The sequence below is a fragment of the Streptomyces sp. LE64 genome, from assembly GCF_052606915.1.
In genome coordinates this window covers 6,330,872-6,355,008 of record NZ_CP199708.1, presented here as the reverse complement: position 1 = coordinate 6,355,008, position 24,137 = coordinate 6,330,872, and the positions used below count along the sequence as shown (strand labels likewise).

16 protein-coding genes are annotated in these 24,137 nt (G+C 73.8%); all 16 read right to left on the bottom strand.

The window, feature by feature from the left end; all coding sequences use genetic code 11:
• Positions 1-32 precede the first annotated feature (32 nt).
• The 16 genes from ACSMX9_RS28240 to ACSMX9_RS28165 all read right to left on the bottom strand — a co-directional run bounded on the left by ACSMX9_RS28240 (position 33) and on the right by ACSMX9_RS28165 (position 24,131).
• Complete coding sequence (locus ACSMX9_RS28240; RefSeq protein ID WP_445398232.1) at positions 33-2,237, bottom strand: hypothetical protein; 2,205 nt, start codon at positions 2,235-2,237, stop codon at positions 33-35.
• Positions 2,234-6,064 (bottom strand): putative baseplate assembly protein, encoded by a 3,831-nt coding sequence (locus tag ACSMX9_RS28235; RefSeq protein WP_445398230.1) that lies wholly within the window; start codon positions 6,062-6,064, stop codon positions 2,234-2,236. Before ACSMX9_RS28235 ends, ACSMX9_RS28240 begins: the two co-directional genes overlap by 4 nt.
• Positions 6,061-9,108 carry a putative baseplate assembly protein gene (locus ACSMX9_RS28230; RefSeq protein ID WP_445398228.1) on the bottom strand — a complete coding sequence of 1,016 codons (3,048 nt, stop codon included), beginning with the start codon at positions 9,106-9,108 and terminating at the stop codon, positions 6,061-6,063. The genes ACSMX9_RS28235 and ACSMX9_RS28230 overlap by 4 nt, the downstream gene beginning before the upstream one ends.
• Positions 9,105-9,476 (bottom strand): GPW/gp25 family protein, encoded by a 372-nt coding sequence (locus ACSMX9_RS28225; RefSeq protein ID WP_445398226.1) that lies wholly within the window; start codon positions 9,474-9,476, stop codon positions 9,105-9,107. Before ACSMX9_RS28225 ends, ACSMX9_RS28230 begins: the two co-directional genes overlap by 4 nt.
• Before the next feature lie 4 nt (positions 9,477-9,480).
• Entirely contained in the window at positions 9,481-9,810 is a 330-nt protein-coding gene (locus ACSMX9_RS28220) for a hypothetical protein (RefSeq protein WP_445398224.1), read from the bottom strand.
• A 2-nt stretch (positions 9,811-9,812) separates the two neighbouring features.
• Positions 9,813-10,325 carry a phage baseplate assembly protein V gene (locus tag ACSMX9_RS28215; RefSeq protein WP_445398222.1) on the bottom strand — a complete coding sequence of 171 codons (513 nt, stop codon included), beginning with the start codon at positions 10,323-10,325 and terminating at the stop codon, positions 9,813-9,815.
• 9 nt (positions 10,326-10,334) lie between these two features.
• Positions 10,335-11,462 carry a hypothetical protein gene (locus ACSMX9_RS28210; protein WP_445398220.1) on the bottom strand — a complete coding sequence of 376 codons (1,128 nt, stop codon included), beginning with the start codon at positions 11,460-11,462 and terminating at the stop codon, positions 10,335-10,337.
• A 79-nt stretch (positions 11,463-11,541) separates the two neighbouring features.
• Entirely contained in the window at positions 11,542-11,874 is a 333-nt protein-coding gene (locus ACSMX9_RS28205; protein WP_445398218.1) for a hypothetical protein, read from the bottom strand.
• 41 nt (positions 11,875-11,915) lie between these two features.
• On the bottom strand, positions 11,916-12,557 hold the full coding sequence (locus tag ACSMX9_RS28200) for a hypothetical protein (RefSeq protein WP_445398216.1): 642 nt from the start codon (positions 12,555-12,557) through the stop codon (positions 11,916-11,918).
• The gene (locus tag ACSMX9_RS28195) at positions 12,554-13,144 is read right to left on the bottom strand and encodes a HEAT repeat domain-containing protein (RefSeq protein ID WP_445398214.1); all 591 of its coding nucleotides are present in this window, start codon (positions 13,142-13,144) and stop codon (positions 12,554-12,556) included. Before ACSMX9_RS28195 ends, ACSMX9_RS28200 begins: the two co-directional genes overlap by 4 nt.
• Before the next feature lie 16 nt (positions 13,145-13,160).
• Positions 13,161-19,313: an eCIS core domain-containing protein gene (locus ACSMX9_RS28190; protein ID WP_445398212.1), complete on the bottom strand. Its 6,153-nt coding sequence runs from the start codon at positions 19,311-19,313 to the stop codon at positions 13,161-13,163.
• The gene (locus ACSMX9_RS28185; RefSeq protein WP_445398210.1) at positions 19,310-19,552 is read right to left on the bottom strand and encodes a hypothetical protein; all 243 of its coding nucleotides are present in this window, start codon (positions 19,550-19,552) and stop codon (positions 19,310-19,312) included. Before ACSMX9_RS28185 ends, ACSMX9_RS28190 begins: the two co-directional genes overlap by 4 nt.
• Positions 19,549-21,522 (bottom strand): AAA family ATPase, encoded by a 1,974-nt coding sequence (locus tag ACSMX9_RS28180; protein ID WP_445398208.1) that lies wholly within the window; start codon positions 21,520-21,522, stop codon positions 19,549-19,551. Before ACSMX9_RS28180 ends, ACSMX9_RS28185 begins: the two co-directional genes overlap by 4 nt.
• Positions 21,522-22,709 carry a DUF4255 domain-containing protein gene (locus tag ACSMX9_RS28175; protein WP_445398206.1) on the bottom strand — a complete coding sequence of 396 codons (1,188 nt, stop codon included), beginning with the start codon at positions 22,707-22,709 and terminating at the stop codon, positions 21,522-21,524. Before ACSMX9_RS28175 ends, ACSMX9_RS28180 begins: the two co-directional genes overlap by 1 nt.
• Positions 22,706-23,410 (bottom strand): hypothetical protein, encoded by a 705-nt coding sequence (locus tag ACSMX9_RS28170; protein WP_445398204.1) that lies wholly within the window; start codon positions 23,408-23,410, stop codon positions 22,706-22,708. Before ACSMX9_RS28170 ends, ACSMX9_RS28175 begins: the two co-directional genes overlap by 4 nt.
• Positions 23,403-24,131, bottom strand: a complete 729-nt coding sequence (locus ACSMX9_RS28165; RefSeq protein WP_445398202.1) for a T4 family baseplate hub assembly chaperone — start codon at positions 24,129-24,131, stop codon at positions 23,403-23,405. Before ACSMX9_RS28165 ends, ACSMX9_RS28170 begins: the two co-directional genes overlap by 8 nt.
• Positions 24,132-24,137 lie beyond the last annotated feature (6 nt).

Genomic DNA, 24,137 nt, shown 5'->3' with positions numbered 1-24,137 from the left:
CTTTCCCTCCCGAGCAAATGATTGACGTGGTGTCAGTTGACCTTGGTGATGCCGGCGTCCATGCCGGCAGGCGTGAACTCCGCGAGCCGCGCCCACAGGTTGTCCTCCCGCTGGGGCAGGAACAGGTCGTGCAGCACCCCGAGTTCCGAGCCGTCGTCCGCGCCCCGCTCGATCTCGACCGCGCACGACGGTGCGAGCTGGAGGTAGGCCGGCGTCCCGTACCGCCGGCTGGTGAACCGCGGCCGCACCCGTGCGGCCTCCAGCGCACGCAACCGCGGCAGGTCCGCCTCGTCCACGTCACCGGACTCGACGAGCCGCCGCAGGGCCTCGGCGACCAGGTCCGGTTGGCAGTGGTACCGGCGGGGCGTCCGCGACCCCACCGGCAGGTAGCAGAACCGCAGGCAGCCGACGCCCCGCCGCACGACGTGCACCAGGCCGTCGAAGACGGCGTTCTCGCCCAGCCGGATCGCGTGCGTGCGCACCTCGCCGATCACCGTCGACCGCCGTACCGTCAGCTCCGCGTGCGCGTGCCGGCACTCCGGCGCCGACACCGCCTCGCGGTGCGCACCGGTCGCGTCCAGCACGGAGTCCGTGACGCACACCCGCACGGGGTCGGTCCCGGCCTCGTCGTTGGTCACCAGGACCGACCCCACGACGCTGTGGGAGATCTCCACGCACGCCGTGGTGTCCTCCAGCACCAGGCTGGGCTCCTGCGGGTGGGTGGGACGGCAGCGCGGCTCCAACGACCACCCGGGCACCAGCGTCGAGTGCCGTACCACGACCCCGCCCATCGGCCCGGTCACACTGACCCCGCGGCCGGTGACCAGCAGTCCGTCGAGCACGAACCGCGGCGGCGGCCGGTCGTCGCCCTCCTGCGCGCCGAGCGCCCGGATCTGCAACGAGTCCGGCCGGTTGCTGTACCAGTCCAACAGCCGCAGCACCGGCCGCTTCCGGTCCGCGGCGCGCACCTCCAGCCGGTCCCCCGGCGACAGCACGAACTCCAGTTGCTCCTGGTACGCCCCGCCGTCCGCGATCTCGATCACCGCCTCCGGCTGGGCACCACCGCAGTTGTCTCGCTGCCACGCCGCGTAGGCCCACTGGATCCGCTCGAACCGCTCCCCCGGTCCCACCCGGTACACCTTCGCGGCACCCGGCGTCGTCACGCCCCGCGGGTACTCCCCGCCGCCGAGTTCGGACGGCTGGAGGAAGTGGTGGCCCACCCACACCCCGCGCCGCGGCGCCGACCGCGCCCCGAACACGATCCGCCCGAGCTCCGGGTCCACGACCACCTCGGTGCGCCGCGCCCGGTAGAACCAGCCGGACAGGTCTGCCACCACGATGTCGCCGGGCGGCACGGGGTCCGGGTGCCCGTCACGCCAGATCGCGAAGCTCTTGTCCCGGCCGTAGAAGTCCGGCAGCCGGTCGGCGAGTTCGCGTCGGGTGATCGGAGCCGGCACGTGCTCCCGTCGCGCGAGGTGCTCCGGCGAGGGCTCGGGCACCGGCTTCGTCGCCAGTGGCACGTCGTTGCCGAGGATCGAGAACGTGTACCGGTTGCGCGCCCGGTCGATGCAGTAGGCCGGCGCACGGGTCAGTGACTGGGGCCGCAGCCGCCACGCGTACACCCCGACGTTGGACGGACCGTACCGTCCCCGTCGCCGCGAAGAGCCGATGCGCGCGGCCTCGGCGAGGTGGCCCTGCGTCTCGAACGGCCCGCCGATCCCCACCAGTTCCGCGGCACGGCGCACGTCGACCAGCCCGGGTGCCGCCCCGACCCGGCGCACCGCCGCCGCATCGGAGGACGGATGGAGTCCGACGGGCTGGTGGCGCAGCAGCAGCCGGTGGAACTCGACCGCCCGCGACGGCCAGTCGGCCACCGAGGACGCCAGCTCCTCCAGCATCGGCAGCGTCCCCTTGCGCCGTCTGGACCCCACCGTCGCGGCGACGTCCCGGCGCGGCGCCAGCCGGGCCACCAACCCGTCCGCGGCCGCCGTCGCGAGCGCCTCCTCGTGGCCCGGCGGCAACCGGTAGCCCACCAGATCGCCCAGGTAGGGGACCGCCCAGCGCTCGGCGGTCTCGACGAACCAGTTGTCGTACAGGCGCTCCAGGTCGCTCTGCACCAGGTCGACCTGCTCGCCGATCACCGCGAGCAGCGCCCGCAGCGCGGACCCGTTCTCGGCGTCGGACCGGCGGGTGTGGAGCGCGAGCAGTTCGCTCAGCCGGTCCGGCTTGCGGCTCATCGGCGTACCTCCTTCAGGATCAAGGTGTTCGGGACGGCGGGCGACAGCAGCACCAGCTGCGCCGGCCGGACGCCGGCGAACACCACCACCCGGGTGCCCGCCGACAAGGGCTCGGCCGGCGGCAGCCCGGGGTTCAACCGGAGCAGTTCGGCCACCGTGATGCCGCCCCGCGCGGCGACCGACGTCAGGGACTCGCGGTACTCCGCGGAGTCGTCGGACCCGGGCGGCCGGACCTCGTGGTACTCGACCGCGTAGGACGCCTGCCGGGCCGGCACCACCGGGTTCGGCGTGGTCAGCGCGGAGGCCAGCTCCTGCAACCCGGCCGGTGTCATGCTGCCCGGGACGCCCGCGAACACGTCCACGTCGACGTACTCGACGCCCGGCACCGCCTGGGCCGCGGCGATCGCCTCGGACAGGTACGCCGGCTGCCCCAGTTCCCGTCGGTCGAACCCGAGCCGTTCCAGCAGTGCGCGCCGCACCCTCGGTTCCACCAGGTCGTAGGAGTGGTCCGGCGCGATCTTCAGTCCGGCGGACATCACCAGCAGCACCAGTTCGCGCACGTCCACCCGGACCGGTAGCTGCGGGTCGCCGTACCGGGCGAGCGCGGAGCGCAAGGACCGGACGATCTCGCCGTCCTCGTCGAGGGTGATGTCGTCGACGCCCGCGACGGTGACGTGGACGAGTTGGCGTCCGCCGAGGACGCGCCGTGCCGCGGCCCGGCCGATCCCGGCCCGCGACCTGGTGAAGTCCTCGTAGTCGGTGATCCCGACCAGGCGGTCCAGTGCCGCGACCGCGAGCGGGATCTGTCGCCGGGTCTGCCGCAGCCCGTCCGGGTCGGCGCCGCCACTGGCCGGCAGCGGGTTGGTGACGCCGGTGACCCCGAGCGGGCGGGTCAGCGGGGTGGTCACGGTGTCGGCGGCGACGTTGCCCGCGGCGCCGGTCCCGACCCGGTAGCGGGCCCGGACGTTCTCGTAGCCGGTGGGCAACCGGGCGCCGTGCACCCCGTCGCCGAAGCCGACCGTGGTGCGGCCGTCCTCGGCGGCGCCGGTGACGTAGACCTTCGCGGTCGGCGCCTGCCCGGCGAGGCTGTCCACCTCCTGCCACAGCACCCCGTCGACCCGTACCTGGAGCGTGTTGCGCGCGCCGCGCGGGGTGTCGGCCGGGAGCCAGGTCAGCGGAGCGGCGAACAGCGTGAACGTCTGCCCGGCGAGGCTGGCGTCGCCGCTGCCGATCGGCTCGTCCCGGGTCGTGCCGGCATCTGCCCGCACGACGTTGCCGTGGATCGTCACCGTCGTGCGGCGGTAGGCGTACGCCAGTGGTCCCGCGAAGGTGAGCGTGGTGTGCACCGCCTCCCCGGGCCTGGCCGGGTCGACGTCCTGCGAGACGCCGGCGATCATGGCGAGCTCGGCGGCCCGCACCCCCGGCGTGTCCGGGATGTCGGTGCGCTCTCCGGCGACGACGACCCAGCGGCCCGGCTCCAGCCCGTCGTACAGCTCGGCCAGCTCGACGGTGCTGCCGGCCACGTCGTCGGGGATCGGCTCGGTGGCGACGGTGAGCGGCTCGCCGCCGGCGTACACCGTGGTCCTGCGGATCTGGGACAGCTGCGTGTCCTCCGGGCCGAGCCAGGCGTCCGCCAGGGTCAGTTCGGTGACCTTGCCGGTGATCCCGAAGTCGGACTGCGAGATGACCCGGGCGGTCTCGACCCGGGTGATCAGCTTCTGCAACGACGGTACGGCGCCCGGCCGCTCGACCACGACCCAGCTGTCCGGTCCGATCCCCGGGTACACGGCGTCCAGCACGAGCACCTTCGGCGACACCGTACTGGTGGTGGTCAGGGCGACCGTGACCCGGTCCGGGTCGTCGGCCCGCTCGGCCCGCCCCAGGACGACGTTGACGCCGCCGTGGGTGGTGGTCTCCTCGTCGCCGGGTTCGAGGTCCTTGCCGACCGGCGCCGGATCGGTCCCGAACGAGGGGGCGACCTCGACCGTGATCATGCCGTCCGGGGTGCCGCCGTCCGGCTTCGGGCCGGTGAACGTGACCTTCCGCGCGACGTCGTTGCCCCAGCACAGCACGGTCACCGTCGCCGGTGCGTCGGCCGGTGTCGTGGTGGTGACCCAGACCCCCAACGGCCCCACCTGGAGGACGCCTTCGAACGGCAGCGCCGTCGACTCGCCGACCGGGCTGCCCGATTCGATCCACTGCGAGACGAGCGTCTTCGGCTCGCCTTCGTCGTACTCGACGGTGAAGGTCAGTGACGTCGATCCGGTCAGCGGCCAGTCGACGTGCCCGACGATCCGGCCGTCCGCCGCGTACTGCGGTTGCAGCGGTGCGGTGGCGCCGAACGGGGTGGCCACCGTGCGCAGCACCTGCAACCCGGCGAGCGGCGGCGGTTTGGTGAGGTCGACGTTGCGCCACGCCTCGTACAGCGAGGCGAGCCGCGGGTCGAGCGCGGTCAGCAGCCGGACACCGGCGTCGGAGCCGGTGCCGAAGACGTCCGCCGGGTCCAGCGGCAGGGCGCGGGAGGACGCCGGCTGCGGTGTGCGCGGCTTGCGCAGCGCCCCGAGGAGCGCGGCCAGTCCGAGCAGGGCCGGGTCGTCCCCGGGGGGCCGTGCGCCGCCGGGCCCGTCGTCGGTGGCGACGGAGCGTGCGAGGGCCAGCTCGTGGAACAGTCCCCCGCCCTCTTCCACGGGCCGGTCCTGTTCCGGCTCCAGTCGCCCGACCTGCAAGCGGATCACGGTCAGGTCAGCCCGCAGGTCGGCGAGGAAGGCGTGCACGTTCGGGTACGGTGCCGCCGCCGCCGAGGACTCCTCCAGCAAGCGCAGCGCGTCGTCGAGCGCCCGCCCGAACTCGGTCGGCGTGGTGATCGCGTCCGGGTCGGTGCCGCCCTCCTCGCGGTCGGCCGCGGTGATCGGAACGGGTGGCCCGGCGACGGGTTCCTCCGCCGGCAGCCGGTCGCGCAGCGGGACGAGGACGGTGTCGACGTACCGCCTGACGATCCGGCTGCCGCGGTACCGGTCGTCCTCCGACAGCGCGGCGACCTTGTCCCGGAACCGCGTGCACAGCTCGGCGAACGTCGGTGGCTTGGCACCCGGCATGAGTACCGTGGTGATCCCCTCGACCTCGTCGACGGTGCACTTCTGCACCACGTCGAGCGCCTGCCGACCCGGTTCGGTGCCGAACACGAACAGCAGCCGGTCGCCGGTCTGGAGCCGCGTTCCCGCGCCGGCCAGGTGCACCTCGCGCCGGTCGACCGTGCGGTCGGCCCGCAGCCGCACCGGATAGGGCCGCCGCAGCCGCACCGCGAGGTCGTTCCACGCCGTCCGTGCGACGAGGTCCTCGACGGTTTCGAAGGACTGCGGTTCCTGGCCCGTCCCCGGCACGCTCTGGGACCGTGCCCCGGCCGGGATCGTCACCGCCCGGTCCCGGTCCACCCGGTGGGCGAGGTACACGCCGGCGCCGACCCCGGGCCGCGGTGCGTGCCCCACCAGCCGGCCGAACAACAGCAGGGAGTCCGCCCGGGTCGCGGTGCGCAGGTAGCCCTCGTTCGCCACCCGCTCGGTGTGGAAGCCGAGCAGGTCGCCCAGGACCGCCCACGCGTCCAGCCAGGACAGCGCCGGGTCGTCCGGGGTGCGCACCAGCAGGTCGCGCAGCTCCGGGTACGCCGGGCTGGACAGCCTCGTGAGCATCGACGACCAGAACGCGCGGTGGTCGCCGGTCCGGTACGCGATCTGCGGCAACCCCGGCGGGTTGGCCCTGCCGAACGGCGTCTTGAGTTCGGTTCCGGTGCAGCAGTCCCCGCCCGCACCGCACCGGCAGTCCCCGGTCATCGGCCTCCTCCGATCTCGATGTGCAGCCGGCCGTTCTCCGGCCGGTCCGGATCGTCGTCCAACTGCGCGACCTCCAGCGGGCCGATCCGCAGCAGCCCGTCGTCCAGTTCGCCGGCCTCGGGCGCGAACAGCCTCCGCAGCCGGGTCACCAGCACGCTCGTGACGCCCGGTGCGGCGGCCACCGCCGCGACCACCCGACTGATCCGCACCGGGTCGCCGAAGGTCACCGCGTCCGGGGCGAACAGCGCGAGCACCGTCTGCCGCACCGCGTCGTGCACATGGCCGCGCTGGTGGCCGGCTGCGGCGCAGACCTGCAGTTCCAGTTCCACGGGCACCGGCGTCGCCGGCCGGGCGACCACGTCGTGCCCGATCCGTCGCACGCCGTCCAGCGCGTGCTCGACCCGGGCCAGCAGCCCGGCGTCCGGCTCCGCGGTGCCCAGGGCGTCGACCGCGACGTGCACCTCCTGGCCGGTTCCGGTCCAGCGGAGGACGGCCGCCGCACGTTGCACGCCCGGCACGGCCGAGGCCAGTTCGGCGTAGTCGTCCGCGGTCACCGCTCGGAGTCTCACCCGGTGCGGCTGGAGCGGTGCCAGCCGCCGTACGTCGTCCAGGGCCTCCGGCTCGGTCCCGCCGTGCGCCGGCAGCGGGTTGCGCACCAGGGTGACGGCCTCGTCGCCGCCGTCGCACAGCACCAGGTGTCCGATCGCCTCGGCACCGACGTTGCCCGCGGCACCGTTGCCCACCCGGTACCGGACCGCGATCCGTCCGCCCGCCGGCGGCGCCTCGCCGTTCACCCCGTCGCCGAACCGCAGGGCCAGCCGGCCGCCCTGTTCGCTCTCGCCGACGAACGCCTTGGTGTCGGGCGCGGCCGTCAGCAGGTCGCGGCGCGGGAGCCACTCCCCCGCCTGCGTGCCGTCGGCCGTGCGGGCCGTCACGGTCACCGCGGGCAGCGCGGCCCGGGGGTCCTGGGCGAGTGCGGCCGCGGCCGGCCCCGCCAGCCGCGGGTCCTCGGCCCGCAGCCCCTCGGCGTACGGCGGGCCCCAGGTCTGCGCGAGCTCGTCCACCAGCCAGTCGCCGAGCACCTCGCCCTCGCGGGCCCGGCGGGACAACCGGGCCAGCCGCCGGATCTTCGCCCCCAGCAGCGATGCGTGGCGCAGCAGCAGGGCGTGCAGCGCCCGCGCCTCGTCGTCCGCCAAGCCGAGCCGGTCCAGCACGGCCTGGCCGAACAGGAGCCGCAGTTCGGCGATCTCCCGCCCGGTCAGCGGCCGGGCGGCGCGCCACAACGCGGTCACCCGCGCCCGGGCCCGCGCCGGGATGCCGTCGAGGAGGTCCGCCTGCCCGGACGAGACGAGCGCCGGGACCGGGTAGGGGGTCCGTTGCGTCACCGGTGCGTCGGTCAGCTCGGGACGGAAGGGCTCCGTCGTTCCCGGGTGGCTCAGCTGGGCCAGCAGCGCGACCAGACTCGCGGCCTGGTCGGCCGCGGGGGCGGCGGCGTCCAGCCCGGCCCGGTCCAACGCCGCCCGGCCGACCAGTCCGCCCAGGGCCAGGACCTCGTCCTCGGTGAGTTGCCCGCCGTTGCGCGCCTTCGTCAGCAGTCCCACGATCGCCTCCCCGGCGGGCCCCTGCCGGGGCCGGTCGGGGCAGCAACCGGGCTCGCACACCAGGGGCAGCACCGGCGCCGGCGGGACGTCGTGCTCCTCCGGGTGCCCGCCGCAGGCCGTCAGGTCCCGCCCGTGGTCGACCAGGACGACGTTGCCCCGTGCGACGGTCACCTCGGAGAGCCGCTCGCACGCCGGGCCGCCCTCCGTCGTCAGACAGGCGCTGAAGGTCAGCGCGTCCCCGGCCGCCCAGGTCACCTCCACGACCGCCCGGTCGTAGAGCGCGTCGCACGCCGGGGTCACCGAGGTGAGGCGCACCACCTGCCGGTGCGTCGGGTCGGCGTCGGCCGGTGAGCCGGTGCGCGGGCCGAGCACCTCTTCGATCACCAGCAGGTCGCCGGGCACCAGGTGCAGTCCCTCGTCGACGAGGGTCGCCGAGGTCGTGCCCTCGGGCAGGCAGCACTCCTCGTCGCCCCAGGTGTGGAACCTGATCCGGTTGTGCTTGGGCCTCAGTTCGGTCTCCCCGCTCGCGACCGGTTCGAAGACCTCGGTCCGGACGGCGGGCGGCAGCGCGGCCAGCGCCGTCTCGGTGACGACCGCCTTCAGGTCCGGCCGGTCCACCGGGTCCACCCGGCTGACGTCGATCGCCGCGAACCGGTAGGTGCCGGGCCGCAGCGTCACCTCCTCGTCCACGCGCAGCGTCACCGCGGCCCGCGCGTTGCACCCGTCGTGCATCGGGTAGTCGACCAGCCGGGCGTGCCGCCGCAGCGAGGTGCGTCGCCGCGCGGTGTGCAGGTACGCCTCGGTGGCCACCGCGTCGAGTTGGTACTCCAGTTGGTCACCGACGTACGCGAGCAGTTCGACCACGGTCGTGCCGAGGTCCGGCACGTGCCGCTCCACCCAGGAGGGTGCGATCAGGGTCATCCGGTCCAGCAGTTGTCGGCGTAGCGTCGGGTAGTCCCGTGCGGTGTAGTCGATCACCGGCGCCGGAGGGGCGTCGGAGCGCTCCGCACCGCCTCCGCAGGCGCAGTCGGACCGTGCCGGGCACTGCGGGTGGAACACGAAGTCGGCGCGGGAGTAGCGCGGGTCGAACCCGGCCAGCGGCTCGGTGCCCGGCCGCCCGTAGGCGTCCGGTTCCACCACGGAGAGCGTGTACGGGGAGGTGTCGCCGGTGCGGTCGACCACGACGAACGCCCGGTCGTCCAGGTCGGCGTCCTCCTCGCGTTCGATCGTCACCTCGACGACGTGCACCGCGGTGATCCGGCGGCCGCCGTCGATCCGGATGTTGCCCGGGGCGAGCCGCTTGGGCGCCTTGCCGAGGAACGTCACCAGCAGGGTCAGTCCGTCGTCGTGCGCCTCGACGGCATCGATGCCGTTCAGCTCCGCGGCCCTGAGGTCGCCGCGCCGGTGCCCGGTGCGGCACCCCGTCGTCGGTCCGGTGGTCATGCCGCCCTCCCCTCGAAGGTCTCGGTACGGCGGTCGCCGGTCGCTCGCAGGACGTAGGCCACCCGGACCCGGAGCACGTTGTCGTCGCTCTCGACGACCACCGCCTCGATCTGGATCACGTCGCCCAGCCAGCGTTCCAACTGTGCGTGGACGGCCAGTTGCAGGGTGGCTGCCAGCTCCGGGCTGTTCGGCTCGAACACCAGGTCCATCAGGCCGCAGCCGAAGTCCGGCCGCATCACGCGTTCGCCCGGGCTGGTGAACAGCACCGATTCGATCATGTCCCGGACGTGGCCGTCGTAGCCGACGTCCGCGGTCCGCCCCCGCCGGTCCACCCGGAACGGGACGTCGATGTCGATCCGCTCGGTCACCTGCTCAGACCCCCTTGGTCCGTTGCTGTACGACGGTCACCAACGGCGGCCCCTGCGGTACCTGCTCCGCGCTGACGCAGAGCCCGGTCGACGCCTGCGTCACCACCGGTGCGCCCGCCAGCGTCACTCGGGCAGCGGGCGTCACCCAGCGGATCGTCACGCACGGCTGCGGCTTGGTCCCGACGGTGAACGGGCAGCCCGCGACCAACCAGGCGCCGGCCACGGTGGCGGCGGGTTGGCCGGAGAGGTTCGCCCGTCCGGACGCCGGGCGGTACGAGGCCCGCCCTCCGTGGGGACAGCTCACGGTCGCGTTCACATGCAGCACGTTGGTCATGGTCAGGTCACCGTGAGTCCACCGGTGTTGACGTCCACCACGGTGCCGACCAGCGAGATCGTGGCGCCCTTGCCGTTGCTGATCAGGATGCCGGTGTCGTTGACCGTGATCACGGCACCGGCCGGCGAGCGCAGGGTGATGCCCGGGCCGCCGGGCAGGTCGGACATGAGGATGGAGTACTGGCCACGGGTCTGGAGCAGGATGTTCGGCTGCCCCGGTGGTCCGGCCAGCGCGGTCGGCGGCACCTCGGCCACCGAACCGAACCAGCAGCCCGTCCAGATCGGGTAGCTGGGATCGCCCTGCTCGAACTCGATCCACACCCCGGCGCCGACCACCGGGACGACGTACACCCCGTTCTGCGGCCCGGCCAGCGGAAGGCACGGCAGCGCGAAGGTGCACGGGGTGTCACCGAGCACGTCCGGCACGGTCGCCTGGATCCGGCCCTGCTGCATCGGGTCGACGTTGTTCACCACGGTGCCGCGGTACTTGCCGAGGTACTTCGTTGGTTCTGGCATTCTTCGTCCTCACGGGAGCACGGCCGGGGTCAGGGACACCAGGCCCTCGCGGGCCAGCGTGAAGTTCTGGGTGTACGAGCCGCGCTGAAGGTTGTGGGTCACGGACTTCACGTAGTAGAGGCCGTCGTAGGTCAGCCCCGCCCCGCGCACGCCCACCAGTTCGCGCGGCCTCAGCACGTGTCCGTACCGGGTGACGTCCAACTGACCGGAGCCGCTGACCGCGTCGGACGACTCGACCGCTCTGGCCAGCGCCTCGGCGACCGCCTGCGCCGGGTCCTTCTTCGCCGTGTCCGCGATCACCTTCTTCTTCAGCGCCGGCGCGGGCCGGGCGGCGAGCGGGGGCCGCAGCACGCTGACCTCGGGCACCGGCAGCAGCAGCGCCACCTTGGTGGCGGGGATCTGGATCCGGGCGACCGGTTGCTCCCGGGCAGAGCCGTCGAACCCGAAGGTCATCTGGTCCACGTTCGACACGTGGTCGGAGTTCACGGTCAGCGCGTGCTGCGGAACCCCGAGCCGGATCTCCGGCCCCCAGTAGCCCTTGCTGGTCCCCGGCACCGGACCGGGGTCGAGGTAGAACACGTAACCGTTCGCCTTGGCCAACTCGTTGAGGTACCCGAGGTCGGTGCCCTTCTGGAAGTCCACCCGCTGCGTCGGCAGCGGCGTCTGCGGCACCAGTTCGGGGACGACCAGCGGCACGACCCCGTACTGGGCGTACTGGGCGATCAGCGTCGCCACCCGGACCGCCGGTCCCATCGCCGGGTAGGGCACGCCCTCGCGCTCCTCCAGGTCCATCAGCACCGTCAGGTCCTCGCCGGTCAGCGTCAGCGTCGACTGTCCCGGCACCCCGCTCACCCCGACCTCGTGGCGCAGGACGATCCCGTCCATCAGCACCGTGGGCGTCCCCCGCACGATCGCCGTCAGCACCACCCGGGTCGGCGGGTCGAAGAACCCGGAGGGCAGCAGCGTCCGCCCGATCACCCCGCTCTTCGACAGGTCGAACGCCAGTTGGAACCCGCTGCGCTGCCCCGCACTGACCGTGATCTGCGCCGACAGCAACGCCTCGGTCACCGCCTCCGGGGCAGGCACCGCGATCTGCCGCCCCGTCATCAGCAACAGTCGAACGGGCGTCTGAGCCATCGGTCCCTCCTCCCTCTCCGTTCACCGGCCCCGCGAGCCGGTGCGCCGCCGCGTGCCGGCCCCGACGGCCGCCGCTCCGTCAACCGGTCTGGTCCGGCAGCGTGATCCTCAGCACCCGGCCCGGGGTGCGGGTCAGCTCGGCCGGGTCCAGGACGGGGTTGGCGTCCGCGATCCGCCACCACTGCTCCGCGTCGCCCAGGTACCGGTTCGCCAGGTTGTCGGCGCGGTCCCCCTCGACCACCACGTGCTCGTCGACCTGCACCAGCCGCTCCGGCGGCGGCAGGATCCGCCGCGGGGTGTACGGGACCTCCTGCCCGTCCGCCGTCGTGTGCACCACCTGCCCGATGCCGTGGTACCTGCTGGTCCGCGGGTACGGATCGGGCGCCGGGATGCCGTCGAGCAGCCCTGCCATGTGCTCTTCCCTTCCTCGGGCGACGCTCGGGGAACGACCGGTCAGATGCCGGTCAGTCCGAGCTGGGCGAGTCGGCCGGCGGCGAGTTGTCCCGCCAGGCGTTCCTTCTGTGCGAGGTGCGCGAGGTACAGTTCCGCGCCCCGGTGCCCGGCGGGCAGGTCGCTGACCGTCAGCAGCCGCAACCCGACCGCGAGCGTGGCCCGGACGGGTTGCAGCTGCTGGTCGAACGCCTCCTCGGTGACCGACAGCTCGGTCAGCCGGACCGGCACGACGCGCCGCGGACCCCAGACGAACAGGGTCAGCGGCTGTTCGACGGGCGTGATCTCCAGCATCCCGCGGGCGGCCAGTCGGCTGTTCTCGCGCACCTGCGCGGTCGGCGGCTGGAGCAGCATCTCCAGCGCCGCGAGGTGTGGGTGGATGCCGAGCGGGGAGGGCACGGCCGGCTGGTCGGTGGCGTCCAGTTCGGCGGTGAACTTCCACGACTCGACCGCCGGGCCCTTCAGCCGCAGCGCCTCGGTCCGGTCGCCCTGCTGGTCCCCGCCGCCCGCCTGCGGCGCGATGCTGCGCTCCAACGAGTCCGGGTTGAACTGCAACACGATCACCCGCTGCGGCGTGCCCCGTTCGGGGTCCACGATCACGAGGCCGGACTGGAGCGGCTTGGGGAGGTCCGCGTACCGCGTCATGACTCCGCGACCCCCGCCCGGTCGTAGGACTCGATCATCTCCCGCGCGCCGTCCCTCACGCTGCTTTCCGGATCATGCTGGGCGAGCTCCCGCAGGCGCGAGCGGTACCGCGGGAACGCTCGGTACGACGACGCCCAGACGGCCATCTCGCGCACCCGGTGATCCGCATCGCCGAGGCCGTCGAACACGCGCTGGGCGATCTCCGCGTCGTAGTGGATCGGCGAACCGATGCCCAGACGGATCAGTGCCAATCCGCGGGCGACCGGATCCGTCGCGTTGTCCACCGCGGCGATCAGCTCGTCCGGTGACCACACGTCGAGACCTTCCACGACCATCCGCAGTGTTCCCTCGACGAGGGTGGGCACGTCTCCGGACACCGAGACGTAGCACTCGGACGCCACCACGTCCTCCACGTAGTGGAACGTCGCCGCGGCGCTGACGATCCAGCGCGCCTCGTACCACTGATCGTCCAGGTCCTCGTCCAGGAAGGTCGCCTGCAAGTCCCCGACCCGCCGCAGAACTTCATCGCGCGCGGGACAGTGGCGCAGAACGACATTCCGTGTCCGATACGATTTTTGAACCGACATTCTTACTCCTGGCATGTCAATCACTCCGGCGTGAAGCCGGGTCGATACCCCAAGCTTTGAACATGCGTTCTCGGATTTCCCTCTTGAGGTACTCCAACTTGGCATCGGCTGAAGCCTTGTCCGTGAAGTCGACGTTGTCGAGCGTGCGCACCCATGCCTCCAGTCCCGCGGTGTGCTTGAGCCAGCTCCGCAGGATCGCGAGCTCCCGACGGCGCATCTGGTCCGGCTTCCGCCCGGACGTCAGGTCTCGCGGCCGACGCCCCGAAGCGGTGTCCTGCCGGTGCGCCTCGACGTCCCCCAGGTGGGAACTCAAACGCTCAGAGGTCTTCTTCGCCCCGACCGGGCGCATCGGGTGCTCGGCCGCCACCTCAAGCAGATCCCTCTTCCCACGCGCTGCGAGATCCACCGACATGGCACCGGTCACGAACGTCGCCGGTGAGCGTCTGCCTTCCTGGTGGACGAACCACTGGACCAACTCCACGCCGTTCGTGCCGCTCAGACCAGACGTCACCTTCCCCTGCATCGCCTGACCGGCGTGACGGGCGATACTCGAACGCTGTTCGGGTGTCATTCTTTGAAGCAATCTGTCGAAATCCGGATAGCTCAGATACTTGCGGATCGGTTTACCGTCCCTCTCGACCGTCCAGCCGACGAGCTGATTGCTCGGATCGGTCGCGTGCGGGTTCGTCCTCGGCCCCATCATCTGAATCGAATGGACGTCGATGGTCTTTCCGTCGTCCGTCGTGTAACTCATGACGTTCGTCCCTCGCGGGCCCTTCGTCGGCTGAGCACGCATCGCTGCCTGCACGTCGATGCCCGACTCACCGAGTTTGACCGGTTCGCCATGGGCGTCCGTCATGCTTCCGGCCCGGCGCGCCGCCTCCTCCGCGATCTCGGCGCCGAGTTGGTGGATGAAGTGCAGCAGCCGGTTGGCGAAGTCCGCGGGGACACCGTCGATCACAGGTCGGCTCGGATTGAGCCACGCACGAACCCGGAACGCGTCGCTGCCCTCGCGGGCGAGGCCGGTGATCCGGTACCACGCCCGCAGGCCGGCGAGCAAGGCTCGAAGCAACCTGGAGCGGATGCCCTTCCCCAGGCTGCCGCGGACGATCGGCCTGATCCGCTCCACGATGCGGGCTAGTCGGGCGTCCTTGGACTCCCCGTGCCCCTTCTTGTCCCGGCGGTTCTGCCTGCTGCGGTCGGCGACCGCCTTGCGCCAGTCCCTGAACTTCTGCCTGCCCTTGGCCACCAAGCCCTTCAACTTGCCGGCGCTCGCCTTCAGCGCGCGGCCGAGCCCGCTGCGCGAGAGCCGGCCGCCCAGTCGCTTGAGCGTCCGGTTGACCGCCTTCAGTGCGGGCGCGACCACCCGACCGACCGCGCCGGCCGCACGGCGTGCCCCCCGGGCCGCCCCGCGCAGGCCGCTCCCGGCGGCTGCGCCCACCCGGCGGGCACCCGAACGAACCGCCCGCGCACCCGTGGTGAGGCCGCGCCTGACCGCGCCGGCGGTGGCGACGGCACCGCGCCTGACCGCCGCGACCCCGCGCCGCAGCTGTTGGCGGGCGGCGTTGACCGCCCGGCCGGCGGCCTTCCTGACCCCGCGGGCCCCCCGACCGAGGCCCTTCATGATCTTCTCGGCGATGCCCTTGAGCTTCACGCCGACGCCCTTCAGCGCGCCCGCGATCCGCGCCATCAGGAAGTTGGCGATGAAGTCCAACAGCGCCACCGCGCCGCTCGCGACCGCCTTCGCGAACAGGCAGGCGGCAGCGACGCCCCCCGTCTTCACCGCTTTGGCGAAGGTCAGGAACGCGCTGAGCGCGGCGATGATCCGGCTCGCGCTCTGGTAGGCCGCCATCACGCCCTGCGCGATCGCGATGATGCCCCCGACCGCTGGGACGAGAAGGCCGACGAGTTTCTCGATGACGATCGAGACGATCATCGCGGGCAATGACCTCACGATGGCCTGCCACGCCATCCGGCCGATCTGCGCGACCGACATGCAGCCCTTGACCAGCACGTTCCACAGCAGCTTGCCGACGCCGACCACGGACTCGACCTTGGCGTTGAACCACTCCTTGACCGCGGTCTTGACGGCGCCCCAGAGGAAGGTGCGGACGCCTTCCTTGGCCGCGGTGCCGAAGTTGCGGACCCAGCCGAGCGGGTCCGGCGCGATGTCCTTGACCAGTGCCGCGAGCTCGCCCAGGACCTTGATCGCCGACTCGACGAACGCGATCGCCGCCGTCACCGCGCCGCGGACCACCTCCACCGCCGCGAGCAGCAGCTTCTCGTACAGCCGCAGGACCGCGACCAGAGCTCCGGCCAAGGCGTCGACGAGTGCGTTGACCGCCTTCTTCAGTCGGTCGGCGAACCGCTGCACCCTGGCGATCGCCGCGTCGCGCAGGGAGACGATCGCCTTGCGCATCCTCTCCGCGATGCCGGGGAAGACCGTGCCGATCACGCTCACCACGGCCAACAGGGCGTTCGCGAGGGCCTTGATGATGCCGGTGATCGCCCGTGCGGCCAGGTCGATCAGGCCGTTGACCGCCTTCTTGAAGCCTTCCTTGATCGCGTTGATCGCCTTGACCGCCAGGTCGAACAGACCTCTGATCGCCGAGACGAGCGCGTCGAACGCGGCCTTGACCTTGGACTTGACCCAGCCCCACCAGCCGGAGGACTCCTCCTTCGCGGCCTCGCGCTCCTTGCGGGCCTTCTCCTCGGCGGCCTTGCGCTCCCCCTCGATCCGCTCGTCGTCGGCGTTCTTGCGCTTCTCGATCTCGGCATCGGTGTCGGTCTTCTTCGCGCTGGTGTCCTCGCGGGCCTTCCCATGCGCCTCGGTGGCGGTCGTGGTGTTGTCCTCGACCGCCGCGTCCTGCTCGTCACGCCACTCGCCGCGTTTTCCGGCGGCGTCCTCGCGGGCCTCCTGGCGCACGGCGGCCTGCTGGTCGGCGTTCTCCGCGATCGTCTGCCGGACCCGCTCCCGGTTGTCCGTCTCCGCCTGGTCGGACCGGGTCTGCTTGTCCTGCCGGGCCCGGCCCATCCGGCCCTGACCGTCGGCGAACCCGGCCCGGATCTGCGGGCCGCGTTCCTGGACGGCGACTGCCGACACGGTGTCCGGATCCGTTCCGCCCGCGCCCGGACCGCCGGCCGTGGCGGGCGCGCCGCCGGCGGGCGCGCGGTCGGGCACCGAGGCGGTGAGCGTCTCACCGGGCACGTCCGGATGGATCTGGTCCTCGCCGAGCCCGACGGCCGCGTCCTGCCGGCCGAGCACGTGCGTCCGGTGGATGCGGTCCTCGGTCTGTCGACGCTGCTCGTCGGCGAGGGCCGGATCGGTGGCGCCCGCGAGCGTGACCGTGGGGGCGGCGCCGACGGTGGTGTGGAGCCGGTCGTCGCTGGTGGGTACGCCGTTGACCGCGCCCTGCAGTTGCTGGATCTCCTCGGCACCGGCCTTCTCCTCGTTGCCGCCGGCCACGAGGGGGGCCTTGACCCGGGTCGCGGGGTTCGGGGTGTCGGCGGTCGGCGGCGGGTCGGCCCTGCGCTGCTCGGCCAGCGTCTGCGGGGTCACCTCCGTCATCGGTTCGACCGCGGTGGACACCGGCGCACCGGTCGACGGGGCGCCCGCCCGGGTCCGAGGTGCGCCGCTCGGACGTAGGAGCGTGGGCGGAGCGTCCTGGAGGTCCCGGTGCTCCCTGCCGACCGTGCTGCTCACTGCCCGGTCGACGCCGCCGAGTGCCTGGGGGATCCGAGCCGGTGGCTGGGACGAGATCGTCGCGAGCGCCGCCGCCGGCTCCCGGTCGGTGACGTCCGGCGGGGCGTCCGCCTCCTTCTCCGCGGGGGCCGCCGGGGCCGCCGGCGCACCGCCTCCGCAACCGCCTCCGCCGTCGCCGCCTTGGGCATCGGCCTCCGTCGTGGCGGTCGGCGCTCCGGCGCATCCGCCGCCGCCGGTCTCCAACGATCCTTCGGCGCCGACGCCGGGGGCGCCCCCGCCGGCTCCCGGCTGCCCGGGCGCCGACTGCGCTGCCCCCGGGCCCGCGCCGGGTGCGGCTGCCGCATCCGCGAGCGGGGGATCGCCCGGCATCGGTTCGGCCGGTCGTGGTTCCTCCGGGACGGGCGTGGCCGGGCCCCCCGCTCCGGCCGGCGCGCCGAGGGGGGCCGGGGCGACGCCGTCCGCTTCCCCGCCGGTCGGCCGCGGTTCGGTCGCCGGGTCGACGGGGTTCCCGGTGGCTGGGGGTTCGGCCGGAGCCGGGGCGACCGACGCCGGTGGAACCGGGTCCGCGGCGGCCGGCCCTTCGGGGGCGCCCGGGGGCACGGTGGCCTCGACCGCGGACGTCGCCGGCGGCGTGTCGGACGCGGTCCGTTCGCCTTCGGCCTCGACCGCCCGGTCCTCCGGGGCCTGCGCGTCGGCGCGTTCCCACTCCGGCTCGGCGGCCCGTTCGGCCTTCTCGACGCGGTCCGGATCCTGGGGTTCGGCCTCGACCGGTGGCGGTGCGGGCAGACTCGGGAGCTCCCGCGGCTTCGGTGGCGCACTTCCCTGGGCGGCCGTCAGTTCCTCGTCCACGGCGGGCACCGCGGACAGGTCCGGGTCGGTCTTGGGCACCGGATCCGGTGCCGGCCCGTCCGCACCCGCCGCGTGTTCGGCGCCCTCGACGGCCCGCTGCGGCGGTTCGGGGTCGGCGGCCGCGTCCGGCGCCGGCACCTCGGACTCCGCGCCGGCCTCGGTGTGGAGGGGCTTCTCCTGCTCCGGTGGTTCGTTCCGTCCGTCCGGCTCCTTCGCCAGCCCGTGCTTGGCCAACGGGCCCTGCGGGTCGTTCGCGACCGCCTCCGCGCGGTCCTCGCGCACCGGGTCCGTTCCGGCGCTGCCGACGGGTGCGGCCGTGGCGACCTGGGCCCCGACGATCACCTCCGGCCCGGCGCCGTCCACTCCCGCTCCGGACGGGGCCGCCGTCGACGGTGTGGCCGCACCGCCCACCGGTGCCTCCGCCGAAGCGGGCCGGCCCCCGGCAGCGTGCTCCCCGACTTCCGGCTCCGCCTCCTCGCCCTTCTCGGCGGCACTGCGACGCTCCTCGTCCTCGCGGCCGCGCTCGTCCTGCTCGTCCGCTTCCTCGCCGCGCTTGCGGTCGAGCGCCGCCTCCTTCTCGCGCTCGATGTCCTGCTGCTTCCGCTCGGCCTCCTCGGCCGTGCCCTCGTCGGTCCGCTCCCGGTCCTGCGCGTGCTGCCGCTGCTCCTCGGCGCCGTCGCGCTCCCGGTCCGCCCGGCCCCGCTCGTCGCCCGCCTCCCGCTCGGCCAGGTCGCGCCGTTCGGTCCGCTCCCGCTCGGCCGGCTCCACCACGGGTTCCGGTACGGTGGCGGCGCCGACCGGGGTGCCCGCGGGCGTCTCGGCCTCGGCCACCAGCCGCTCGACCCGGAGGCACTCGGGCGAGGGCAGCCGCTGCCGCAGCCGGGTCAGCACGGCGGAGCGCAGTTCCGGCGCCAGCCGTACCAGTTGCTGCCGCACCCGCCCCGCGGCGTCCGCCGGATCGCCGTGCAGCGTGCGCACCACCCCGGCGACGATCCGGTCGACCAGCGTCGCCGGATCCAGTTGCTCGGCCCGCATCTGGGAGACGTCGACGCTGACGAACCGCAGCCAGGACACCGGCTGCGCGCCCCGCCCCCGCGCCTCCCGTTCGCCGACCCCGGCGGACTTGCCCCCGGCCGCCCGGTCGTCCGCAGCGCGGTTCACCCGCTCCTCGGCCTCGCGCTCGACCCCGTCCAGGGGCCGGCTGAGCGCGCCGTCCTGCCGGCCGAGCCGCAGCCGGCCGGGCGCGTCCGGCACCTGCACCGTGTGCAGGAGTTCGTGCGCGAGCAGCCGCAAGCCCTGAGCAGTCTCCGGGCGGTACGCGCCCGCGGCGAAGAAGATGTCCCGGCCCACCGCCACCGCGTCCGCGCCGACCGTCTCGGCCAGCACCGCCGCGTCCCGGTCGCTGTGGATGCGGACCGCGCTGAAGTCGTGGCCCAGCCACTCCTCCATCAGCCGTCCGACTCCGGGTTCCAGCGGCTTGCCCGCCCGCGCGAGCACCTCCTGCGGCGCCGGCGGCGTGCGTCGCGCCCAGGCGTCCCACAGCGGTGCCGACCGCTTCGCGCGCGTGCGGCGCGGTGGCTCCGGCTGCTGCTGCCGCACCCGCGTGACGCCGCTCATCGCACCAGCTCCCGGTGCACCGCACGCGCCAGCTCCCGCCCGAGGCGGCGTGCGGAGGTGGTCGCGGGCAGCGGCCGCAGACCGCTCACCACCTCGTACGACACGGCCTCCGCGGCCGGCGGCTGCTCGGTCAGCAGCCGGGTGAGCTCGCGGGTGAAGGCACCCGCGATCCTGTCGGCATCGACCGGTCGCACGCCCTCGACGCCGCGGATCACCAACTCGTCCACGTGCAGGCTCACACCCACCCGGCCACCTCCGTCGGCGTCACCGAGCGCTCGAACTTGACGTACTCGGTGTGCGCGGCGGCGAGCAGATGCCGCATCCGCAGCGCGGTGCCCTCGTCGGCGGCCAGGAAGGCGGCCGACAGCGCGATGTTCCGGATGCTGCCGCCCGCCACCGTCAGTTGGGCCAGCCGCTCGACCTCGACCCCGTCGACCGGGGCCCGGGGCGGGATCACCCGCCGCCAGATCTCGGCCCGCTCGGCCTGGTTCGGGAACGGGAAGTCCACCACGAACCGCAGTCGCCGCAGGAACGCCTGGTCCAGGGACTTCTTCTGGTTCGTGGTCAGGATCGCCAGGCCCCGGTACGACTCCATCCGCATCAGCAGATAGCTGACCTCAAGGTTCGCGTACCGGTCGTGCGAGTCCTTCACCTCGCTGCGCTTGCCGAAGAGTGCGTCCGCCTCGTCGAAGAGCAGCACCGCGCCCCCGCGTTCGGCCGCGTCGAAGACCCGGCGCAGGTTCTTCTCGGTCTCGCCGATGTACTTGCTGACCACCTGGGAGAGGTCGATGACGAACAGGTCCAGCCCGAGTTCGCCCGCCACCACCTCGGCGGCCAGCGTCTTGCCGGTGCCGCTGCTGCCGGCGAACAGGGCGGTGACGCCGAGCCCGCGCCGCAACACGTCCTCGAAGCCCCAGTCCTGGTAGACGGTCGCGCGCTGCCGCACGTGCGCGACGATCTCGTGGAGGATGCCGCGCTGCCGTTCCGGCACCACCAGGTCGTCCCAGCCGGCCCGGGACTCCACTCGGCGGCCGAGTTCGTCGAGCGCGATCCGCGCATGCGCCAGGCCCGCGCGCCAGGCCGCCGCCCGGAGATCGCCGCCCACCTCGCGGGCGAGGGCGCCGGCGGCCCGGATCACGTGTCCGGGCAGGCTGAACTGCGCCACGAGGGCCGCCACGTCGGCGTCGTCGCCGTGGCCGTCCAGCGCGTCGCGCCACAACCCGCGCTGCTCGCCCTGGTCCAGCGGCGCGACGACCAGGTGCGCGCGCTGCGCCGTGGGGGCGGGGAGCGGATCCTGGCTGGACAGCACCACCGGGACCCCGAGCATCGCCACGAACGCCTCTGCCGCCGGCGCCTTCGCCGGGTCGGGCACCTCGACCAGCAGGGCTGCCGGCAGCAGCACCGCCTCGCGTTCCCACAGCCGGGCCAGCGCCACGCGGTCCGCGGGTTCGGCCGGCAGGTCGGCGGCCGACAGCGCGAACGTCCCGAATCCGGCCGCGCGCGCCGCGGTGACCACCACGTCGCGCCGGGTCTGCGGATCGCCGCCGGACAGCGCCGCCACGCCGTCGGCGCTGACCGCTTCCGCCAACTCCCCGGCCAGTCGCGCTTGCGACTCCGGCAACCGGCCGGGCGCGGCGGTGCGCGAGACCAGGCCCTGTACCTGCGGCTCGATCTGGGGCACGCCCAGCAGGAAGTGCAGCACCCGCTCGTCGATCCGCAGCCGCGCGGTGGTCAACGCTCCGTCGTCGGCGACCTCGACGAGCCGGTACCGGCGCAGCGGGGCGTCCGGCGTCAGCGCGCTCCAGTGCGGCTCGGCCAGGGCGGCCAGGGCCAGGGAGAAGGTCGGGAACTGCCGTCCGCTCGCCGCCGCACAGCGCGCCGCCGCCGTCGGTCCCAGTTCCATCGCCGCGCACAGCACCAGCAGGTCCCGTTCGAACGGGGTCAGTCCGAAGCAGGCGACCAGCGTCGCCAGTGAGCCTTCGCCGTGCGCCGCCCCGCCGGGGCCGCCCTTCCGGGCCCCGTCATCGCTCGGGTGGGCGTCGGCCCGCCGGGACTCCGCCGCCGGGTGTCGGGACCGACGCCGCGACCGTCCGTCAGCGACGTCCGCGGCGGTGTCGGTGGTGGTCCTCGCATGGGCGTCGAGGCGCGCGAGGACCTCGGCCGTGGCCGTGGACATGACCGCCGCGTCGGTCTGGTGCCCGGCGTCCATCAGAACTCCACCGCCGGCGTGCGCAGGTCCTCGCCGACCGCCGTGTCGACCCCGTCGATCCGGATCCGGAGCAGATAGGTGCCGGCGGCGACGCCCTCCGTCACGACCTCGACCTCCCTCGGGTCCCGCGGTCCGGGGAGGGGGTACGGCGCGTCGAACCGATGGCCGACGGACCCGTCCAACTCGTCCAGCAGCACCGACACCCGCTGCCGGTCGCCGACCGCGACGTCCAGGGCGGCCACCACCTCGCCGTTGGTGACCCGGGCGGCGGTCACGGTGGCCTGCCGCGCCATGGCGACCCTGTTCGAGTCGAGGATCCGGACCGTGTCGCCGAGCGCGATCCGGTGCAGCACCCGTACCGGGTGCGCTCCCGGGGCCAGGCCGACCGGCGGGGTGAACACCACCCGACCGTCGTCGACCACGGACGGTTCCACCAGCGCGCCGCCGACGTCGACCGTGACCCCCTCGCCGTTCAGGTCGTGCCCGGTCAGCACCACTTCGTGGCCCACCGGTACCGGGCCGGAGCGCGGTTCGGTGTCCGAGGCGGCCGGGCGGCTGCGCAGTTCCTCGACCACCGGCCGCCGTCCCGGGACCACCCGGACCCGGTGCTCCCGCACCGGGCGGCCGACGGCCGGCGTCCGCCGGCTCTCCAGCAGGACCAGCGAGGCCTCGAACGCGATCGACGGTGTGTAGGGCGTCTGGATCAGCATCGACCACAGCTTCGACAGGTCGTCGAGGTCCATCTTCGACGGCGTCAGCCGGACCGCCTGCGGGGAGGCGGCCAGGTCCGCACCGGCCAGGAAGACCTGCCCGGCGGCGTCCTCCAGGTCCCGTGCGGAGAGCGCCGGCTGTTCGTGCAGCGTGCGCGCCACCGAGCCCAGCAGGGCCTGCGGCACCAGCTGGGCTTCGTTGCCGTAGCAGCTGATCAGGTAGTGCAGGTCGTACGCCGCCGTGGGGGTCCGCAGCAGTCGTCCGTCGCCGTCCCGGGTGGGCGTGTCGGCGTTGCGCCGGGACGCGTTGGGGGTGATCCGGTAGCAGAAGACCGTGATGACCGGCTCGGTCATCGGCTCGCTCGGCGGCTTGCGCGCCTCCACCTGCACGGCGTAGGGCACGTCGGACTGCACGGAGCGGGCCAGCAGGCCGCGCAGCGCCTCGGTGGCCTGGGCGATCGCCAGGTAGTTGCTCACGTCGCCTCCTGCCGGTTGAGGAAGGCGTCCAGTGCGACGACCGGCTCGGGCCGTCCGCTCCGGTCGCGTCGTTCCGGCCTCGGTTCCCGCGTCGCCGTGGTCACTTCGAGCCGGCCGATGCTGACCCGGACCGGGGGCGGAGCCGGAGGGGTCCGCGCCTCGTGCCGCCGGGCGGAGCCGGCGGCCGGGAGTACCGGTGCACGTGCCGCGGCCGCCGTCCGTGCGGCGGCCGGGGGGCGGGCGGACCATGGCTGCGGCTGCGCGACCGGCCGCGGGGAGGCGGACCGTTCGACGGGCTCCGTCGCCACGGCCGGCGCCGGCGCCACCCGCTCCACGATGCTCCGCAGGACCACGGGTGCGACCGCCCCCGCCACGGCCGGCGCCCCGGGGGGTGACGTGCGCACCGTCTCGATCGACCGCACGGTCCGCTCGATCCGGTGCAGCACCGACGCCGGCTCCGGCAGCGCCTCCCGCGGACCGGACCGCGCCGTGGCCCGCGGTGCCTGCGATGCCTCCGGTACCGGCCGCGACGGGGCGGCGTCGATCTCGGCCTCGGTCTCGGTCGGCGCCGCGGGCGGCAGCCGCTCGAACGGCATCGCCGTGCGCGGTCGTGCCAGTGGCACCACCTCGTCCGGCCGGCCGGGCGTTGCCGTGCGGGTGAGCAGCCGGTCGAACAGGTCCGGCGTCCGTGTCTCAGCCATGTCCGGCCAGCTCCAGGTAGTAGCGGCGACGCAGCGGTGACAGCGCCAGCACGTCGGGTTCGGTCCACCCGTAGCTCGACGCCAGTGCGTGCACGTCGGCGAGCGTCGTGCGGGCCCATGAGTCGAGCTCGTCCCACAGGTAGGTCGCGGCGTCGAGTGGGGTCCGCATCCGTGCGGCGCAGTCCGGGCACTCCAGGGCGAACGAGATGTCGGCCGCGGGATCCGCCGTCGCCACCGCCTCGGCGAGCAGGTGCACGATGCGCTCCGGCAGCCGGTCCCCGCGCACCGCTCGGCCACCGCGCCGTGCATCGAGCACCAGCCGGGCCGCGAGTTCCCGTCGTCGGTCCCCGGCGGCCCCATCCCGCACCGCGAGCAGGTCGGCCGAGGTGACCAGCCGGAACCGAACGGTCCAGTCGCCCTCGGTCAGCGGTTCCGGTTCGGTCCGGGGCGCGGGGGCTGCCAGGCCGGTCGCGTCGACGTCGAACTCCAATTCCGCCCCGCACTCGGGGCAGTCGATCCGAACCGACAGGACTTCGCCGAAGAGTGCGATGCGCAGGTCCAGCAGTTCGGCGTCGCGGGTGCCGACCGGGACGCCGAGGAGTTCAGCTGCCTCCTGACCGGGCCTGGCGAGTGCGTGCAGCAGCACCGTCCGCTGGAGCGAGGAGGCGGGCAGCGCGAGCCCGATCTCCCAGGCGGCGAGCATGTCCGTCGGGGAAGCCACCGCGCG

Bases quoted from the DNA above. Each gene is read 5' to 3' on its own strand.
- ACSMX9_RS28240 (WP_445398232.1), bottom strand. From the start codon at position 2,237: ATGAGCCGCAAGCCGGACCGGCTGAGCGAACTGCTCGCGCTCCACACC.
- ACSMX9_RS28235 (WP_445398230.1), bottom strand. From the start codon at position 6,064: ATGACCGGGGACTGCCGGTGCGGTGCGGGCGGGGACTGCTGCACCGGA.
- ACSMX9_RS28230 (WP_445398228.1), bottom strand. From the start codon at position 9,108: ATGACCACCGGACCGACGACGGGGTGCCGCACCGGGCACCGGCGCGGC.
- ACSMX9_RS28220 (WP_445398224.1), bottom strand. From the start codon at position 9,810: ATGACCAACGTGCTGCATGTGAACGCGACCGTGAGCTGTCCCCACGGA.
- ACSMX9_RS28215 (WP_445398222.1), bottom strand. From the start codon at position 10,325: ATGCCAGAACCAACGAAGTACCTCGGCAAGTACCGCGGCACCGTGGTG.
- ACSMX9_RS28210 (WP_445398220.1), bottom strand. From the start codon at position 11,462: ATGGCTCAGACGCCCGTTCGACTGTTGCTGATGACGGGGCGGCAGATC.
- ACSMX9_RS28205 (WP_445398218.1), bottom strand. From the start codon at position 11,874: ATGGCAGGGCTGCTCGACGGCATCCCGGCGCCCGATCCGTACCCGCGG.
- ACSMX9_RS28200 (WP_445398216.1), bottom strand. From the start codon at position 12,557: ATGACGCGGTACGCGGACCTCCCCAAGCCGCTCCAGTCCGGCCTCGTG.
- ACSMX9_RS28195 (WP_445398214.1), bottom strand. From the start codon at position 13,144: ATGTCGGTTCAAAAATCGTATCGGACACGGAATGTCGTTCTGCGCCAC.
- ACSMX9_RS28190 (WP_445398212.1), bottom strand. From the start codon at position 19,313: ATGAGCGGCGTCACGCGGGTGCGGCAGCAGCAGCCGGAGCCACCGCGC.
- ACSMX9_RS28180 (WP_445398208.1), bottom strand. From the start codon at position 21,522: ATGGACGCCGGGCACCAGACCGACGCGGCGGTCATGTCCACGGCCACG.
- ACSMX9_RS28170 (WP_445398204.1), bottom strand. From the start codon at position 23,410: ATGGCTGAGACACGGACGCCGGACCTGTTCGACCGGCTGCTCACCCGC.